At 71.2% G+C, this 18,304-nt stretch carries 9 protein-coding genes; 4 read left to right on the top strand and 5 right to left on the bottom strand.

Annotated features, from left to right (window positions below; all coding sequences use genetic code 11):
* Window positions 1-2 precede the first annotated feature (2 nt).
* Genes pglZ through KIK08_RS14835 form a run of 3 tightly spaced genes read left to right on the top strand, consistent with a single transcriptional unit; the run spans window position 3 to window position 6,111 of the window.
* Window positions 3-2,699: a BREX-2 system phosphatase PglZ gene (gene pglZ / locus KIK08_RS14845; protein ID WP_214403724.1), complete on the top strand. Its 2,697-nt coding sequence runs from the start codon at window positions 3-5 to the stop codon at window positions 2,697-2,699.
* Entirely contained in the window at window positions 2,696-4,018 is a 1,323-nt protein-coding gene (gene brxD, locus KIK08_RS14840; protein WP_214403723.1) for a BREX system ATP-binding protein BrxD, read from the top strand. The genes pglZ and brxD overlap by 4 nt, the downstream gene beginning before the upstream one ends.
* Window positions 4,015-6,111 carry a DEAD/DEAH box helicase gene (locus KIK08_RS14835; RefSeq protein WP_214403722.1) on the top strand — a complete coding sequence of 699 codons (2,097 nt, stop codon included), beginning with the start codon at window positions 4,015-4,017 and terminating at the stop codon, window positions 6,109-6,111. Before brxD ends, KIK08_RS14835 begins: the two co-directional genes overlap by 4 nt.
* Before the next feature lie 21 nt (window positions 6,112-6,132).
* Here KIK08_RS14835 and KIK08_RS14830 read toward each other — a convergent pair whose 3' ends face one another.
* The 5 genes from KIK08_RS14830 to KIK08_RS14810 form a co-directional block, all read right to left on the bottom strand.
* A complete protein-coding gene (locus KIK08_RS14830) occupies window positions 6,133-6,828 on the bottom strand; it encodes a TY-Chap2 family putative peptide chaperone (protein ID WP_214403721.1) in 696 nt (231 codons plus the stop codon).
* 22 nt (window positions 6,829-6,850) lie between these two features.
* Window positions 6,851-8,530: a DUF262 domain-containing protein gene (locus tag KIK08_RS14825; RefSeq protein ID WP_214403720.1), complete on the bottom strand. Its 1,680-nt coding sequence runs from the start codon at window positions 8,528-8,530 to the stop codon at window positions 6,851-6,853.
* 142 nt (window positions 8,531-8,672) lie between these two features.
* Entirely contained in the window at window positions 8,673-11,417 is a 2,745-nt protein-coding gene (locus tag KIK08_RS14820) for a DEAD/DEAH box helicase (protein ID WP_214403719.1), read from the bottom strand.
* 70 nt (window positions 11,418-11,487) lie between these two features.
* Complete coding sequence (locus KIK08_RS14815) at window positions 11,488-11,916, bottom strand: hypothetical protein (RefSeq protein WP_214403718.1); 429 nt, start codon at window positions 11,914-11,916, stop codon at window positions 11,488-11,490.
* Complete coding sequence (locus KIK08_RS14810) at window positions 11,913-12,332, bottom strand: hypothetical protein (protein ID WP_214403717.1); 420 nt, start codon at window positions 12,330-12,332, stop codon at window positions 11,913-11,915. Before KIK08_RS14810 ends, KIK08_RS14815 begins: the two co-directional genes overlap by 4 nt.
* A 224-nt stretch (window positions 12,333-12,556) precedes the next feature.
* Between KIK08_RS14810 and KIK08_RS14805 the strand changes: the two genes are divergently transcribed.
* Entirely contained in the window at window positions 12,557-18,118 is a 5,562-nt protein-coding gene (locus KIK08_RS14805; RefSeq protein WP_214403716.1) for a DUF3320 domain-containing protein, read from the top strand.
* Window positions 18,119-18,304: the final 186 nt, after the last annotated feature.

Genomic DNA, 18,304 nt, shown 5'->3' with positions numbered 1-18,304 from the left:
GCATGGCGGTGCCCGAGGTCGACCAGAAGATGGTCGAGGAGCTGCTGAAGGACGAGCTGCCGCGCGCCCGCGACCGGAAGCTCGTGCTGGTCCACGGGCGCTACCCCGCCGGGGCGAAGTCCGAGTTCGCCGTCGAGGAAGCCGGTACCTCGTGGTCGATCCGCGTCGAGGACCAGCAGTCGGTGCTCGGCATCGTCGACGCCTGGCAGACCCACCGGGAACGCGGGGGCAACGGCGTCCTCGTGCTGACGACCGCCGTGGACGACGCGTCGCTCGGCTGGGACGTGCTCGCGCACGCCATCGGGCGGATGACGCTCACCGTCGACCGGGCCGCGATCGTCGCTCGCCGGTTCGGGGCCGGCGACATCGACGCGCGGGTGCGCCAGGAAGGATGGCTGGTCGACGCGCTGCTCGACGCCGAGCCGACCGGCGGCTGGCGGCGCAGCGGCCCGGTCCTCACCCGCGACGTCGCGGTGCGGGCGCTGCTGCAGGCACGCCTCGGGATCGGGGACGGCCCGACCGACGCCGGCACCCTGCTCGAGTGGTCGCAGGGTGCTGCCGGTCCCGCCCGGTTCGCCGACCTCGCGGAGGCCGAGCGAGCAGGCCTGAGCAGGTGGCTGGCCGAGAGCGTGGGCGGCGTCGCGGTCGTCCTCATGAACCTGGTGGCACAGGGCCGGGCCGGCGACGCGATGGCGCTCGGAGTGATCGCCGGCGTGCTCGACCAGGCGGGCACGTCGGCGGAAGCTGCCGTCGCCGTCGGCGGGCTGCTCGGGGTCGCCCGGGTCCGGCCGGATGAGCGCCGGGCGTTCGTGGAGGCCGTCGAGGGCACCCTCGAACGGTGGGTCTCCACGGGGGAGTCCAACGGAGCGGCCGGTGAGCAGGCCCGCCGCCGGGTGCTCCAGGTCGTCGACCGCGCCGACGCCCTGGCCGCCGAGGCCGGGCTGACCGACGATCTCGACGCCAACCCGTTCCTGCCCTCGGCGTTCCGTTCTCGTCTGCGCGCCCTCGCCGCGATCTTCTCGGCAGACCCCGACGCCACGTCCGTGGCCGTCGCGGGAGGTGCGCTCGAGGCGCTGCGGGAGCACCACCTGGCCCGGCTGCTCCCCGAGCGATGCGCCGCCGCCGAGATGGCCGTGCGGCTGCTGCGCTGGCTGAGCACGCCGCCGGCGACGATCGGGTCTGTGGCGGCCGGGGTGGCCGGGCACGCCCGGGACGGTGGGTGGGTCGAACGCGCGATCACCGCCGTGTGGGCCGGAGAACCGGGTACCGACCCGGCGGTGGGGCGGGCCTACCAGCTGGTCTTCGACGCGGCGCGGCTCCGCCGCGACCAGGAGGACCGGACCTTCGCCGACCTGCTCGTGGCGTGGACGCAGCACGCCTCTGCCCAGCACGCCGCCGGGGCACTGGTGATCGAGCAGGTGCTCGACGACGTCGTCGTGCCGCTGCTGCCGGTCGGAGCGCCGCTGGTCGTGGTCCTCGATGGGATGAGCGCTGCCGTCGCGGCGGAGCTGGGTGAGCAGCTGGCCGAGCGGTCCTGGACGGAGGTCTCCCGCGAGGCCGGTCGGCGGATCGCCGCTGTCGCGACCGTCCCGTCGGTCACCCAGGCCAGTCGCACGAGCCTGCTGACCGGCCGGGCCGGCACCGGTGATTCCCGTGCGGAGTACGCGGGCTTCGCCGCGTTCTGGCGCCGCCACCGCCGCGATGCGCTGCTCGTGCACAAGGCAGGCATCGGCGGGGCCGCGGGGCACCGGCTCGCCGAACCCCTCGTCGAGGCACTCGCCGACGAGAAGACGGTCGTCGGTGTCGTGCTCAACACCATCGATGACGCGCTGGACCACGGCCGCGAGGGCGACCGCACCAGCTGGCGCCTCGCCGACATCACCTACCTGCCCGAGCTGCTCGACGCCGCGCGCAGCTACGCCCGCCCGGTCGTGCTCGTCGCCGACCACGGCCATGTGCTGGAGCGGTCGACCACCGCCCCGACGGCCGCGGACGGGGTGGAGTCCGCGCGCTGGCGCATCGGTGAACCCGGCCCCGACGAGATCTCCCTCGCCGGTCCGCGGGTCCTCTACGGCGACGGCCGGGTCGTCGTGCCGTGGCGGGCCGACGTCCGGTACACCCACCGCAAGGCCGGGTACCACGGCGGGGCTTCGCTCGCCGAGATGACCGTGCCCGTGCTCGTGCTCCTCCCGTCGCCCGACCAGGTCACGATGGGCTGGTCGGTGCTGACCCCGGAGTCCACGGAACCGGAGTGGTGGACCGGCCGTCGGGCGGTCGACGTCCCGGCGCCGCGCCGGGCCCCGAAGAAGCCCGCCCGCAAGCCGTCCGGCCACGCTCCCGACGCCGAGGGCCTCTTCGCGGCGCCCGAGCCCGCTCCGGCGCCGGAGCTGACACTCGGCGGCAAGGTCGTCGCGTCGACCGTGTACGAGGAGCAGCGCAAGTTCGTCCGCAGGGCGCCGGACCGGCCGGCTGTCGCGGCGCTCATCGACGCCCTGGCGGCCGCGGACGGGACCCTCTCCGCGGTGGCGGTCGCGGCCGCGGTCGGCCGGGCCGGGCGCGACCCCGACGCCGTGATCGCCACCCTGCAGCGCCTGCTCAACGTCGAGGGCTACGGGGTGCTCTCGGCCGACAGCGGCGGTCGCAGCGTGCGTCTCGACGTCGACCTACTCCGCATGCAGTTCGGCGTGGAGTCCCGGTGACCGTCAGCGAAGCCCGCCGACGTGCCGTCATCGACGCACTGCGGCGCGGCACGGTCCCGGCCGCGGGACTGGACCTGTTCGCGGTCGGCCTGAACCGGTTCGCCGACGCACTGCAGGACGACCTCGCCACCGTCAGCCGGGGTGGGGCGGCCTTTCACGCGATCCGCGGTGAGTACGGGTCCGGCAAGACCTTCTTCGTCCGCTGGCTCGCCGAGCGCGCCAAGCGCGGGGGCCTGGCGACGTCGGAGATCCAGGTCTCGGAGACCGAGACCCCGCTGCACAAGCTGGAGACGGTGTACCGCAGGCTTACCGAGCGCCTCACGACGGCCACCCACCAACCCAGCGCCTTGCGGCCGGTGATCGACTCCTGGCTCTACACGCTCGAGGAGGAGGTGCTCGACTCGGGCGAGATCGACAGCGCCGACACCGCCGCGCTCGCGACCGCGGTCGACGGCTTGATGGAGCAGCGGCTCGCCGAGGTCGCTCGCACCACCCCCGCGTTCGCGGCCGCGCTGCGCGGCTACCGGCGGGCCCGCCTCGACGGCGACCCGGCCACCGCGGAGGCGCTCATCGCCTGGATCGGCGGCCAGCGCTCCGTCGCCGCGTCCGCACGTCGGGTCGCCGGGGTGCGGGGCGACCTCGACCACTTCGCCGCCCTCGGCTTCCTCCAGGGCCTGCTCACGGTCCTGCGCGACTGCGGGCACCCCGGGCTGCTGCTGGTCCTCGACGAGATCGAGACGCTGCAGCGCGTCCGCGGCGACGTGCGGGAGAAGGGGCTCAACGCGCTGCGGCAGCTCCTCGACGAGCTGGACGCCAACCGGTTCCCCGGCCTCTTCCTGGTGATCACCGGAACGCCGGCGTTCTTCGACGGGCAGCAGGGCGTGCAGCGCCTGCCCCCGCTGGCGCAGCGGCTGGCCACCGACCTCGGAACCGATCCCCGCTTCGACTCCCCGCGCGCGGTGCAGCTGCGGCTGTCCGGCTTCGACCTGCAGCGCCTCGGCGAACTCGGCCGTGCCGTCCGCGACCTCTACGGCGGAGCTGCGCGGCATCCGGACCGCATCCGCGACCGCGTGGACGACGAGTATGTCGACGAGCTGGCCCGGGCGCTGACCGGTGAGCTCGGCGGGAAGGTGGGCATCGCCCCGCGGCTGTTCCTCCGCAAGCTCGTGCAGGACGTCCTGGATCGCGTCGACGAGCACGCGGACTTCGACCCGCGTGCGCACTACGCGCTCACACTGGCCACCAGCGAGCTGACCGACGTGGAGCGCAACGCCGCCGCCCCGTCGAGCGCCGGCGAGGTCGAGCTGGAGCTGCCGTGACGGTCGACCGGCTGCACCCGGTCCTGGGCCACCACATCGTCAACAGCCTCGGGTGGCGGACCCTGCGACCCCTGCAGCAGCAAGCGGTCGACCCGCTGCTGGCCGGTAGCGACGCCGTGCTCCTCGCTCCGACGGCCGGCGGCAAGACCGAGGCGGCGATGTTCCCGTTGCTCACCGCCATGGAGGAGCAGCACTGGTCCGGACTGTCGCTGCTCTACATCTGCCCGTTGAAAGCACTGCTCAACAACCTGGAGCCGCGGCTGGCCGGGTACGCGTCCTGGATGGGACGGCGGGTGGCCGTGTGGCACGGCGACATCGGTGGGACCGCCCGCCGGCGGATGCTGAGCGACCCGCCCGATGTCCTGCTCACCACGCCGGAGTCGATCGAGGCGATGCTGGTGAGCACCAAGGTCGACCACCGCCACCTCTTCGCCGGTCTTCGCGCGGTGGTGGTCGACGAGGTGCACGCGTTCGCCGGAGATGATCGGGGATGGCACCTGCTCGCCGTCCTCGAACGGCTCAGCAGGGTGTGCGGGCGTCCGGTGCAGCGGGTCGGGCTGTCGGCGACGGTGGGCAATCCGGCTGAGCTGCTCACGTGGCTGCAGGGGGCCGGGCGGGGGAGCAGACCCGCCGCTGTCGTCGCCCCGGACGCGGGCCCGGCTGCGGTGCCGGTGGACATCGAGCTGGACTACGTCGGGTCCGTCGACAATGCCGCGACGGTGCTCGCGGCGCTGCACCGCGGCGAGAAGCGGCTGGTCTTCTGCGACAGCCGTGCACTCGTCGAGAAGCTCGGTGCCGCTCTGCGCGAACGTGGGATCACCACCTTCCTGTCGCACGCGTCGCTGTCTACCGACGAGCGTCGCCGTGCCGAGGCGGCCTTCGCGGAGGCGCGTGACTGCGTGATCGTGTCGACCTCGACGCTCGAACTCGGCATCGATGTCGGCGACCTCGATCGCGTCGTGCAGATCAACGCTCCGGTCACGGTGGCGTCCTTCCTGCAGCGCCTCGGCCGCACCGGTCGCCGCGCCGGTTCCGCGCGGAACTGCCTCTTCCTCGCCCTCGACGAGCGATCGTTGCTCTGGGCTGCCGGGCTGCTCCGGCTGTGGGGGACCGGGTACGTCGAGCCCGTGACGGCGCCGCCCGAACCGCGGCACATCGTGGCCCAGCAGATGCTCGCGCTGTGCTTGCAGGAAGGCGCTGTGGGGCGTCGGCTGTGGCTGGACGAGTGGAACGGGCTTGCCCCGTTCGACCGCAGCGCCGAGCCGATCGCCGCCCACCTGCTCGCGGAGAACTTCGTCGAGGCCGACGGCGAGATGGTGATGATCGGTCAACGGGCGGAGGAGCGGTTCGGGCGTCGCCACTTCATGGGGATGACCGCGGTCTTCACCGCACCGCCGCAGTTCACCGTCATCGAGGGCCGACGGGAGGTCGGCCTTACCGACCCGTCGCTGCTGTCGGACAAGGTCGAAGGTCCGCGGTTGTTGCTACTGGCCGGGCGCAGCTGGCGGGTGACGTGGATCGACTGGGCGCGCAAGCGCTGCTTCGTCGAGGCCGTCGACCACGGCGGCCGTGCGCGCTGGCACACGAGGGGTGCGGGTGGAGCGGGCTTCGCGTTGTCGCGGTCCGTCCGTCAGGTGCTCCTCGGCGAGGATCCTCCCGTTCGCATGACAGCGCGCGCAGTGAAGGTGCTCGCTGACGTCCGGGCCGCCGAGATGACGACCGTGCACCCGGCCGGACCCGTGATCGCTGGTCGCGGAGCTGATGTGCGCTGGTGGACCTGGGCCGGCTATCGTGCCAACGCCACTCTGGCTGCCACCCTCGGCGCTCTGAGCGACGGTGTCCAGCGCTTCGACGACACCTCGATCAGGTTGCGCAGCGACCTCACCGCTGAACTCTGGCGAGCGGGCACCGCGGACGCGGCGCAGCGACTCTGCTTGCCGGAGGTCGACGGCAGAGCCCTGGAAGGGCTGAAGTTCTCCGAGGCGCTGCCGCACCGGCTAGCGGTGGCAACGCTGGCTGCCCGCCTGGCTGAACTCGATGCCGCCGCCGCGGTTCTCGCCGAGCGCACTCGCTTCGTGCGCGTGGCCTCGTGAAGCGTCGTCCGAGCTGCCTGGTCAAGGCAGAAGATGCCCGAGCATTTCGGCGACCGTAGTGGTGAGAGAGCGGCCGGATCCCTTATAGACAGCGAGTAGCTCGGCTGGAGGTTCGGCAGGAAGGTGCAGGCGACCGTTCGTGTCGAGGACCGCGACCGGATCTGTATCGCGCAGGAGGATCCAGAAGCGGTAGGCGGGCTCCCCGAAGAGGTCGTCGGGAAGGATGTCGCGCAGGGCTTCAACGACGCTCGGGAACCGGTCGAGTTCGCTGCGGCGGCCGCAGTCGTGACCGGACGAGTCGAGCTGTCCGTTCCGGGCGTCCCAGGTACGCCGGTCGTCGACCAGGGAAGTGAGGATGCGGGCAAGGACGCGGTACGTCAGCGCCGTGGGTCCGGTGGGAGGCGCCGGCACCGAGGGGTGCAAGCCTGCGGCGGCTTCGATCCGCCGGATGATGTCGTGCCCGCCGCGTGCAGCGAACACGGTGTTCCAATCGAGTGGTTCGCGAGCACCGTCCTTGATGTGGATGCTGCCGGCCCGGTTGAGGTCGACGAGTGAGCCCGGGCTCGCGCTGCGGCTGTCGAGGAGGGTGAGGCAGTCGTACTGCCCACCTCCGGGATGCGTCTCGATGAGGCGCAGGTGCGGGTGACGACGGACCAGCTCGCTCGCGATCCACCATGACTGCGCCAGCACGAAGCGTTGTGCGGGCAGGGTCGTCACTCACGACCTCCTGGTGCGTATGTCACGCGGACAGGTCCCATGCCTTGGCCAGCAGCTCCAGCGCGTCGTGCTGGCGCCGCTCCAGCAACCGCGGACTCCACTCCGCAGTCGCGATCACCTGGCTGGTGAGGGCGAAGGCGACGACTCCCTTCTTTCCGGTGAAGTACTTTGCCTTCTTCTGCGTGAAGTCGTAGTTCTGCGCCTGGGCGTTCTTGCTGCGGTTGAGCAGGACGAGGTTCGCCAGTCGATGGGTCCAGTAGGCGCGCTCGCGGTCGGTGAACAGCTCGCGCCATTCGCTCGTCGCCGCAGGTGTCTGGGGGAGCACGTGCTCGACAGTGATGATCTTGTGGTCGTACGAGACGCCGGGAGCTGCCGCCAGCTCCTCGTCCAACCGCAGCAGGGTGTAACGGCGTACCCGGGCTTGCCGGTAGATCTCTCCGTCGAGCGCCGTCATGGTGTGCTGCTGCTCCTCGGCCGTCAGGTCGAGAGCAGCGGAGCGGAGTCCCTCGCCCGCATCGAGTCCGCGCAGCACAGCTCCGTATCGGAGCTGGCGCTCCGTCGGGCCGAAGCGCCGGATGAGCAGGCTCGCGGCGAGGCGTTCGAGCCGTTCGAGGAACTGCGACATCCACCCGGCGTCGGCGCCGTGGTGGCGCAGGGCCCACAGTGCCGGCGGCTGCCAGTCGGCGTTGTCGAGCTGGGCCAGGCGCCGGAGCCAGAGGTTGACGTTCTCGGCGCCGACGGCGGACTTGTAGCTCCTGGTCAGCAGCACGTAGTAGGCGGCGGCGTAGGGCTCAAGGACGTCGTCGACGAACTGGCGCTGGCGTCCGGTGTACTGCGAGAGGACGAGTTCGGGGAACTCCTTGAGCAGCTCGCGCGGCGCGCGGCGGCGCACGAAGATCATCCGCAGGTGAGTGAAGAGCATGGAGAACGCGTCCCGCCCGAGCTCCTGCTCCGCATCCTCCCACTTCGTGGTGTAGGTGTCCTGGTCCTCTTCCGGGATCTCACCGACGACCTGGGCCTTGAAGTTGTCCGTGGGTCGCAGGTCCAGGCCGCGGTCGTTCATCACCGAGAAGATGCGGTGGGCGCTGTCGAGGTCCGGCGTGGTGACGACGACGAGGTACGTCCACCTGTCGATGAGCTTCGCGAGCGCCACCCTGCGCCTCTCCGTCCATCCGGAGAGCTGCTCGTGGAACACGCAGGCGTTGGCACGCAGGGCCACCTGGGCGTCGTTCGTCGTCGCCGGTCCTGGGTTGCTCACCAGGTGCTCCAGGCCGCCGGGTTCCTGCACGTACGTGCGGAAGAAGTCCCGATCGCGCTCGCGCAGCGTCAGGCGTGGCTTGGGTTCGATGTCCTGGAGGAGGTCTCCCTGTTCCCGGATGCGCTGGTCGATGTTGTCGGCAAACTGGCTGTTCTCGCTGAGTTCGCGCAGCACGCTCAACAGGATCGTCAACGTGGTCAGGCGCTGCTGGCCGTCGATCACCTCGGCGGCGGGGTCGTCGTGCGGCTTCACGAGCACGATCGAGCCGAGGAAGTACGGCTCCTCGGGGTTCGTGTCGAGCGCCTGGGTGAGGTCGTCGAGCAGCTCCATCGCCTGCTCGGTCTCCCAGGCGTAGGGACGCTGGTACGCAGGGATCCGGTAGTCGTAGTCGCTGCTCAGCACCTTGCTGATCTGCCGCTCGTGCGCTTCCAGCTTCTTGACCACGTGCTTTCCCTCCTCGCGGGCGGTGCCCCGGCCGACGCGCCCAGGCAGGTTACGGGTTGCGCCGCAAGACGGCGTTGGCGCGTCACCCTGATGAGTGCGCGGGTTCGGTCGGTCGTTCCGAGTGGACGTGTGCGGTGGGCGTTCACCGATGCACGTCACCGACGTCGAGCCTGAACCGCTCGGCCAGGGTGTCGAGCTCGTGGTCGAGGCCGACTGCATCGGGCCAGAGGTGCTCCAGGCGGCGGAACTCCGGGTCGTGGCCGTTCGCGGGGCGCAGGTGGTGGCAGAGTTCGTGCCAGAGCAGGTATTCCAGGAGCTCGTCGGGTACCTGGTCCGGGGAGACACACAGCGCCCGGTTGACTCGGATGATCGGTTCGCCCGCTGAGCGCCCGGTGAGGCGGGGCGACCAGTGCGCCCACGTGCTAGTGACCTGCTGACGCGTCCAGTCGGCGGCCGGCGGGTGGTGGGCGAGGATCCAGCTGTAGGCAATCTCATCGGCGCCGACGAGCAGGTCCTGACCCTGGCGGAGGGCAGAGCGCAGCAGCGCTTGGAGGTCTCTTTCCCCGGGGCGCAGCGGCTCGCGGTGCGACATGTGTTCGGTGATCGTGAGGTGTTCGGGATTCGTGCCGGTCTCGCCCTCACGTAGGCGGTCGATCTCGGCGTGGACGGCGTCGCGGAACGCCTCGAACGTCGGATAGACGTCGCGAGCCAGTGTCGACTCGTAAGCCTCCTGGAGGTGGCGGTGGCGCTGGTCCTCGTCGAGCGGGCCGCGGGCGCACAGATCCTGGGCGACGGCGGCCAGGTTCACGGTGGCGGTGAACTCGACCAGCGGAGGGGCGTCCTCGGTGGCGCGGACGAACTCGAGAACCGCGCGGACCTCGGTCTCCCGTGGCTGCGGTGCGGGGAGATCGTCGAAGATTTCGAGGGCCGTCCTACTCCAGGCCTTGGTCCCGCTTCGGGCGGCCGCCACGAGTTGTTCCCAGCGGTCGCGGGTTTGGGCGAAGACGGGCACGTTGCGCGCGTCGAGCTGGTAGAACCCGACGAGCCGCACTCCGTGCAGCGGGGCCTTGCTGATGGCGGCGTAACGGTCGGCCAGCGCACGGGTGATGGCGTGCTCGACGTCCTCGGGCAGCGGCTGGCCGCTGGCGGGATCCAGGATCGGAGGCAGCGCGGGCTGTCCGGGACGCGGGGCGCGGGGGGCGAGCGGGTAGTCGGGGATGTCCTCGGGCCCGAGGACGTCGACGTCGTCGTTCCAGCGGTCGCGCAGGTCGACGATGTGTGCAATGTCCGCACCGCCTGCGGTGGGGCCGCGCAGGACGCGGCCGATCATCTGGCGCATCAGGACGCGGCTGGTGGTGGGTCGAGCCAAGAAGGCCGTCGTGGCCGACGGGACGTCGACACCTTCGAGGAGCATGCCGACGCTGACCAGCACCCGCGGGCCAGCGGGGTCGCGGAAGCGGGCGAGGACGGCGCGCGGGTCGATGTCGAGCTGGCTGTGCAGGACCTGCGAGTCGACTCCCTGGGCCTCGAACTCCGCGTGCAGGGTCGCGGCGTGGTCGATGTCGCAGGCGAACACGAGCGTCTTGCCCCAGCGAGTGGAGTGGTCGAGGTAGGTCCGCACCACAAGGGCGTTGCGGCCGTGGTGGTCGAGGCGGCGCAGCACGGAGGCGGGCACGTCGCGCGTCGTGACCTGCGCGAGCTCGTCGGCATCGAGGTCGATTCGGATCCCGGTGTCCAGGACGTGCAACTCGGGTCGGGCCAGAATCTTCTGCGCCACCATGTCGCGCAGCTGGACGTCGGCGACGCGGACCGGGAGCGTGCGGGTCAGCGCGGCGGTCATGCCCGCGCCGCGGGGCCAGGGCGTCGCGGTCAGCCCGAGGACCGGTGCCTCCGGCTGGACCTGCTCGACGAGGGCGAGCAGGTCCTGGTAGCTCGGCGCGACGATGTGGTGGGCCTCGTCGACGACCAGCACCGTGGGCCGTGACAGGTACCGCGTGAGGCGGTTGCGGGCTGCGGTGTCGAGGCGGCGACCGGTGATCGACTGGCGAGTCGCGCAGACGACGTCGAGGCCGGCGTCGGCGAGCGTACTGGGCAGGTTGGCCGTGGAGTGCACCACGCGCAGGCTCCGGCGGAAGTCCGCGGGCATCGTCCGGGCGCCCTCGGTGAAGGCGCGGGCGGCTTGTTCGACGAGCTCGCGTTGCTCGGCCAGCCACAGCACCCGCAACTGCGGGTCAGCGTCCATGCGTCGCAGCAGCCAGGCGACGGCGGTCCACGTCTTGCCTGCGCCGGTGGGAAGCACCAGCAGACCCCGGCGGTCGCCGAGCTGACCCGCGGCGAGGGCGTCCAGATTCGACCACGCATCGGTTTGGTGCTGGTACGGCGTGCGGCCGGGCTCGCCCGCACCGATCAGGTCGACAACGCCGGTTGCGCGTCCGACGCGATCCTCGGAGATCGGGACCTCGGTGCTGGTCGTGTGCAGCTTGACGAACCAGGCCCGTAGGTTGCGCTGCAGGTTGTCGGTGTTGCGGCGCTGCCGCAGGAACTCTTCCTGCTGGCGGCGCCGCCGAGTCCGTTGTCTGCGGGCATCACCGCTCAGGCCGAGCTTGACCGACTCGCAGAGCGCACCCAGCTCCTCGTCGTTCAGGTCCGGCACCCAGTGATCGCGCAGGACGTCGACAAGCACGGACATGTGGCTCAGCTGAAGCGGACGGCCGAACGAGCGTGCAGCCTGCGCGGTCAGCGCGGCCTTGTCCAGCTCGTCGATCCGAGCCAGGTCGTCCGCCCAGCCGTCGGCCCGGTAACGCGCGAGCAGCATCCTCCGCACGAGGTCGGCATCGACTCGCTCCCAGGCGAAGCGGGAGACCCGTCTGGTCCGCTGACCGTTCATGACTGCTCCGGCGTGGGTGAGGTGGTTGCGGCGGGAGTCGCCGCGCACAAGCGGCGTTTCCGTTGCCGGGTCAGACCGGTTGCAGCAGAAGGGACCAGCGGTCGCGCCACGGTTCAGCGAGCGCTCGGTGCACGGTCTGTTGGTCCGAGTCCGGGGTGCGGGGGCGGCGCCCGCCGTGCCTGGCTAGGAACGCCGCCATGTCGGCCGCCAGCGCGTCGAGTACCTCGGCGCGGGTGGCGATGAAGTACTCGTGCGGTGCCGACATGTTGTCACTGCGGCGGACGAAGACAACCACGTCGGCCTCGGGTTGTACCAATGCACCGGTGAGCGGCCACTCGTCCTTGGCGATGTGTACTTCGACGCGGCGACCGTCGACCTGTACCCAGCCGTGACGCCCCTGCTTTCGCACCTCGACCGAGCAGCCGCGCAGCAGCGCCTCTGCGGCTACGAGGTGTCGGCCGGCTTCCTGCACGGCGTGCGGTGAAAGGCGCGACGTCATCCTCGTCTTCCCAGCCCAGGCAGTCCGCCGCTGACGGTGCGCACGCTGTCGCCGCTCTCATCGGGGTAGCGCAGGTAAGGCGAGCGTGCGTCGGCGTTCCACACCGGACCCGTGGCGGCTGTCGGAACGAGCCGCGCCGCCGACTCGCGGGTCAGCAACTTGCGCAGGGGCAGGGGCTCTGGTTTCGCCGGTGCTGGCGCGCGTGCCGTGTCGCAAACGTCGGTGATGAGCTTGTGCAGCGCGGCGATCTGGCGCTGGAGCGCTGGCTGGCCGCCCGCGCGCTCGAGTTGGCGGTACAGCCCGGTCAGCTCCCCTGCGAGGCCGCGTAGGCGGTTGTGGTCGGGTGTGAGCGAGCCGATGCCGGCCGCCCTGGCACTGTGCACGATTTGCTCGATCTTCCGCTTGGCCGGGGTCATGCGGACGGACGGGTCGGCGGTCCTACGTTTGCCCACGTCTCCAACCTCCTAAGCCGCGAAGTCGGTAGTGGTATATCCGTTTAGTTATGTCCTCCGAACTGCCGCCGCTGGGCCTCGCGCGACTGTGCGGATACCCACGAGATTCACCCTGATGTACGGCAACCGATCACCGCGACGGTGCCTATCGCTGGGTGACCTGGGCATCCGTAACAGCCGCAGGTTGCGTGCCGAAGACCAGCGCAGAGATCGGCTACCTCGGCGGGGGACGGCACGTGGGTGAGGGTTCGACAGATGCTCAGCGACGTCAACTCGTCCGGGACGCGATCGCGTCCTGGCGGGACGGTCTGGTCAACCTCTCCGCGTCGAACCGCCTGCTGAACTTCCGGCCGCGCAAGACGAGCGCGGTTCGGATCGTCGGGCCCAACTCCTCCGAGGTCGTTCGCGGGCTGTCGGCGGGCACGGTGTTCTCCTTCCGTGGCCCCGTGGTGGACATGACGAAGGAGCCCGAACCTCCGGCCGCCGCGGTTGGGCGGGGACGGCGGCGGCTGGTGACCCTGCGCACCGAGAGCGGTGGCAAGGACCTGACCGGGGCGTTGCGCAACCTGCTCAAGCGCGCCACGCAGGAATACCTCGACCGGGGCCTGCGGATCCTTTACCTGGCGGTGGGCAGCCTCGAATGGACCGACGCGGCGGGCCAGGCCTACTCGAGCCCGCTCCTATTGATCCCCGTCGAGCTCGTCGGCAACGGCCCCAGGGAGCTGCCCTACCTCAAGGCTGCGGAGGAGGACCCTGTCCTCAACCCGGCGCTGGCGTTGAAGCTGGCGGACTCGGACGTGCGGCTGCCGACGCTGGACGACCTCGATGACATCGACCCCGAGAACGTCCTCGGCCGGTTCCGCTCGGCGGTCACCCGCCGCCGCGGCTGGCGCGTCGACGACGCCCTCGTGCTGTCGTACTTCACGTTCGCGAAGGAGGCGATGTACCGCGACCTGCTCGACAACGAGGCGCGGATCGCCGAGCACGCCGGGGTGACGGCTCTCGCCTCCGGCGGGCGCGGTATCGAGGTCCCCGACTTCGGTTTCGACGAGCTCCGGGACGAGGACGTCGACGAGCGCGCACCGGCCCACGCGACGCCACTGGTGCTCGACGCCGACTCGTCGCAGCGGGCCTGCATCGCCGCGGCCGTCGACGGCCGTTCGTTCGTCATGGACGGCCCGCCGGGAACCGGCAAGTCCCAGACGATCGCCAACGTCATCGGCGCGCTGTTGCACGCCGGGCGCACCGTGCTGTTCGTCTCGGAGAAGGCCGCGGCCCTCGACGTGGTGCGCAACCGGCTCACCGAGGTCGGTCTTGGCGCGTTCCTGCTGGAGCTGCACTCGAGCAAGGTGACCCGCAAGGAGGTCGCGGCCGAGCTGGGGCGCGCGCTGGACTCCCGGCCGGTGGCTCCGGCGGGCATGAGCGCGATGGAGGTCGACCAGCTGCGGCGGCGCCAGGTCGAGCTCAACCGGTATGCCGCCGCGATGAACGAGCCGCGCGCGGAGCTGGGCGCCTCGCTGCACACCGTCATCGGGTGGGTCTCGCAGCGGGCCGAGGTACCGACCGCGCCAGCCACGGGCCGGCCCGTAGCCGGTCTGACCCCGCAGCTGCTCGGCGAGATCAGGCACCACGCGTCGACCCTGAGCCAGGCCTGGCGCCCGGCGCTCGAAGGCGCCAGCTACGTGTGGCGTGACGTGCGGCACGCCGGCGCGATGGTCTCGCGGCTGCAAGCGGCGCAGCGGGATCTGACCGACCTCGACGACATCCTGCAGGTGAACCGGCCCGTGCTGGACGCGTTCGAGCTCTCCGGCCCGAAAGACGCCGACGAGCTGGCGACGCTGCTCGAGCACTACGCGACGCGGCCGCTCGACGTTCCGGACCACTGGCTCACCCAGCTGTCGGAGGACCAGCTCGACGAGGCCGAGAAGAGGCTGCACCACCAGGTCGAGGCCCTGCGCGCGCAGCGGCGGCTGGCCGGTGAGGCGGCCGGCATCAGCTGGTCGGACATCCCGTCGCCGGACGCTCTTGCGGGGTTGGACCTGCGCCGCCTCGACGGCCTCCGGCCGGCACCGCTCCCGGTCGACGACTTGACCGTCACCGTGATGGACGACCTGTTCGCCCGCTTCACCGACGACATCGCGACACTGCGGACCGCGCGCGCGGAGCTGGACGACATCGCCGCCCTGCTGCGCCTGCCCGCTCCCGAGACCTTCGACCACGCGGACGCGCTGCTGGCGGTCGCCGCCGTCGCGGCAGAGGCCGATCGGCCCGAGGCGCGGTGGCTGGCCCCGCACGGGGCCGACGCGGCCACCGCGGCACTGAACCACCTGGGGGCGGTCGTCGCGGCTCTGGACGCGGCGGAGGCCTCGGCCCGGCGCTACTTCACCGATGCGGCCCTGGAATCCGACGCCGCCGGTCTCGACGAGCGCTTCTGCACGCAGCACACCGGCATGCGCCGTTGGTCCGGCGCGTACCGGAAGGACAAGGCCGCGGTCGTGGCGATCACGAACGAGGGCGTCTCCTTCGCCGATGCCCGTGGCCAGCTCGGCCTCGTCGTCGCCTGGCAGGCGGCGACGGCCGCGCTCGACGCTGCGGCGCCTGCCCATGCCCGCGATCTCGGGGCCTACTATGCGGGCCGGGCCACCGACGCGACCCGTGCCGCTGGCGCCATCGAGCGGGCGCGATCGATCGTCCGGCGCTACCCGCTGCCCGACCTGAGCGGTGTGGCGGCCCAGGTCGGTCACGGCGCGGTACCGGCGCCGGCGCTCGCGCACCTGACGCGGTCTGCGGCGGGTGCGCTGAGTGGGTGGCGCGCGGCCCTGGGCCGGGTCGTCGATGTCGGCCCCGGACCCCAGCTGTCGACCGGTTCCCTGGCGGCCGCCGTGTCGTGGCTGGACGAGCACCGTGTCGTGCTGCCCATGGCCCGGGACGCGGTGCGCCGTGTCGACGACGCGACCGGGCGCCGCTGCACCGCACGGGAGGCGCGCCGCATCCTCGGCCTGCGGCTCGCCGCCGACCGGGCCGGATCCGAGCTCGCCGCCGCGGCCGAGCGCCACCAGGCGGCCTGCGGCGCCCTCTACCGGGGCGAGCAGACCGATCTCGAAGCGCTGCGCGCGGCGGCGCGGTGGGCCAGGGCGATGCGCAAGCTCGCGGGGTCAGCGCTGGTCCCTTCGCAGGTCCACGCTCTGGCCGCGAGCGTCAAGGTGGAGGCGTTGCGCGCGGCGAGCACGCAGTGGCAAGCCAGCCGTCGTGCGGTCGTCGAGGCGTTCGAACCCGCGCGGCACCAGGATCTGCTGGCCGAGCTCGACGACGTCGCCGACGCCCACGACCTGCTGGCCGCGCTGCTGGAGGACTCCGCGGGTCAGGACGAGTGGGCCGCGTTCCGGGACAGCCGGGACGCACTCCGGCAGCTGGGCGTGGCCGAATCGGTCGAATTCTGCATGCGGGAGCAGCTGCCGGCGGAGCAGGTGCCCGCGGTCGTCGAGAAGGCCGTCCTCACCGAGTGGGTGGACCACCAGATCGCCACCGACCGAGCGCTGCGGACGGTGCGGTCCCAGGCCCGCGACTCCCTCGTCGCGGAATTCCGCGAGCTCGACCGGCGGGTGGTCACCACGGCCGTCGGCTCGATCATCGACGCCTGCAACGGGCGGCGTCCGCGCACTGTCGTCGGGCAAGCCGCGGTCATACGTCGGGAGTCGGAGAAGACGCGCAAGCACATGCCCGTGCGCGAGCTCATCCAGCGGTCCCGGGACGTCGCCCAGGCGATCAAGCCGTGTTTCATGATGTCGCCGCTGGCGGTCAGCCAGTACCTGCCCGCCGACCTCGTGTTCGACGTCGTCATCTTCGACGAGGCCAGCCAGGTGGCTCCGATGGACGCGATCAACTGCATCTACCGGGGCCGGTCGCTCATCGTCGCCGGGGACGCTAAGCAGCTGCCGCCGACCAGCTTCTTCAAGCTCGCCGGGGACGACGGCGACGAGTGGACCGACGAGGCGGACGACGCCAAGGACTTCGAGTCGGTCCTCGACCTGGCGAAGTCGTCGGGGGCCTACCGCAGCCTCACTCTGAAGTGGCACTACCGCTCGCGGCACGAGTCGCTCATCGCGTTCTCCAACGCGAAGTTCTACGACGGCAAGTTGATCACCTTCCCGGGAGCCGAGCACGAAGGCCCCGACGTGGGGGTCGAGTTGGTTCCCGTCGCAGGGGTGTACCGGCGCGGCTCGACGCGGGACAACCCGATCGAGGCGCGGAAGGTCGCCGAGCTCGTGATGCACCACTACAGCACCAGGCCCGGGCGCTCGGTCGGTGTCGTGACGTTCTCCGAGGCCCAGGCGACGGCTGTCGAGGCCGCGGTCGAGGAAGCCCGCCGTGAACGGCCAGAACTCGACGAGCACTTCGCTGAAAGTCGCCTCGACGGGTTCTTCGTGAAGAACCTCGAGTCCGTGCAGGGTGACGAGCGCGACGTCATGATCTTCTCGCTCGGCTACGGGCCGGACGAGGTCGGCAAGACCACGATGAACTTCGGTCCGCTGAACCGGGCCGGTGGATGGCGCCGGCTCAACGTGGCCATCACCCGGGCCCGCTACCGCAACGAGGTGGTCACCTCGCTCCGAGCCGGTGACATCACCCCCGGTGCCTCGAGCGAGGGCCTGCGGCACCTGCGCAACTACCTGGACTTCGCCGAACGCGGAGTGGCAGCGCTCGCGCTGGACACCCCGACCGGGGGCGACGCCGAGTCGCCGTTCGAGGAGTCGGTCATCAGCGCGATCCGTTCCCGGGGGTACGACGTCACCCCGCAGGTCGGGGCGGCCGACTACCGGATCGATATGGCCGTCCACCACCCTGGTCACCCCGGCGTGTTCGTGCTGGGCGTCGAGTGCGATGGCGTGCAGTACCACTCCTCGCGCGTCGCCCGAGATCGCGACCGGCTCCGCGACCAGGTGTTGACCGGGTTGGGCTGGACCATGCACCGGATCTGGGGAACTGCCTGGTACCGGGACCGTCAGGGCGCCGAGCAGCGGCTGTTCGCGGCGATCGAGGCCGCGGTCCAGGCGCCGGTGCGAGGCCTGCTCGGAGGTGGCACGGGCGGAGCCACGAACCGGGGCCCGGTCGTCGAGCTCGAAGCCGTCGAGTTCGCGGCCACGCCGGATTGGGCAGTGCCCTACGCGATGGCTGAGATCGGTCGGCGTCCGCGGTGGACCGAACCGCACGAGCTCGCTGTCGTGTCGGCGATGAGTACGGCGGTGAGCGCGATCGTGGATCTGGAAGGCCCGGTGCATCTTGAGGTCGTATACCAGCGCTTCCGGAAAGCGTGGAACATCGGGCAGATCGGGTCCCGCATTCGGGAGAACATCGACATCGCGGTGCAGCGTTCAGGCGTTGTTCGCGATGGCAACTTCCTCCACAAGCCCGGTGCAGACGCGGTGCGCGTTCGTACCCCTGTGGACGGGTGCCGTCGCGCGGTCGACCAGATCCACTCCGTGGAGCTTGAGCTCGCCCTCCTCAGCCTGGTCCGCGACGCCGGCGGCATCGCATACGGTGACGCGACCACGCACGCGGCCAGGTTGTTCGGATGGAACCGCCGCGGCCCCGACATCATGAAGCGGCTCGAGGCGCTGCTCGACCAGCTCGTCAATGCTGGTCGTATGAGCCTCGTTGGCGAGGAGTTGAGCGTCGCGGGCCTCATCAACACCCCGACACCGCTAGGCGGCCGCCGGGTAGTGCTGCTGCGGCGCGGCAAACAGCGGTGACCACCACTTCTGCTGCTCCGACCACGCCATAGTTGCGGTGTGGCCGTTTGGTCCTGCCGTACGCAACAGTCGATGGGTTCCCCCGCTGGCGGAGGTCCGCTGCGGGCGCTGCTGCCCGGCTGGACCTTGGCCTGCGTGTCAGGGCGGCTGGTTGGGGCCGGGTTGAAGCCTGTTGGGCGGGGCTGA

Source organism: Pseudonocardia lacus (assembly GCF_018531445.1).
GTDB lineage: Bacteria > Actinomycetota > Actinomycetes > Mycobacteriales > Pseudonocardiaceae > Pseudonocardia > Pseudonocardia lacus.
The sequence above is the reverse complement of the archived record's forward strand: the minus strand, read 5'-3'. Positions and strand labels throughout refer to the sequence as shown.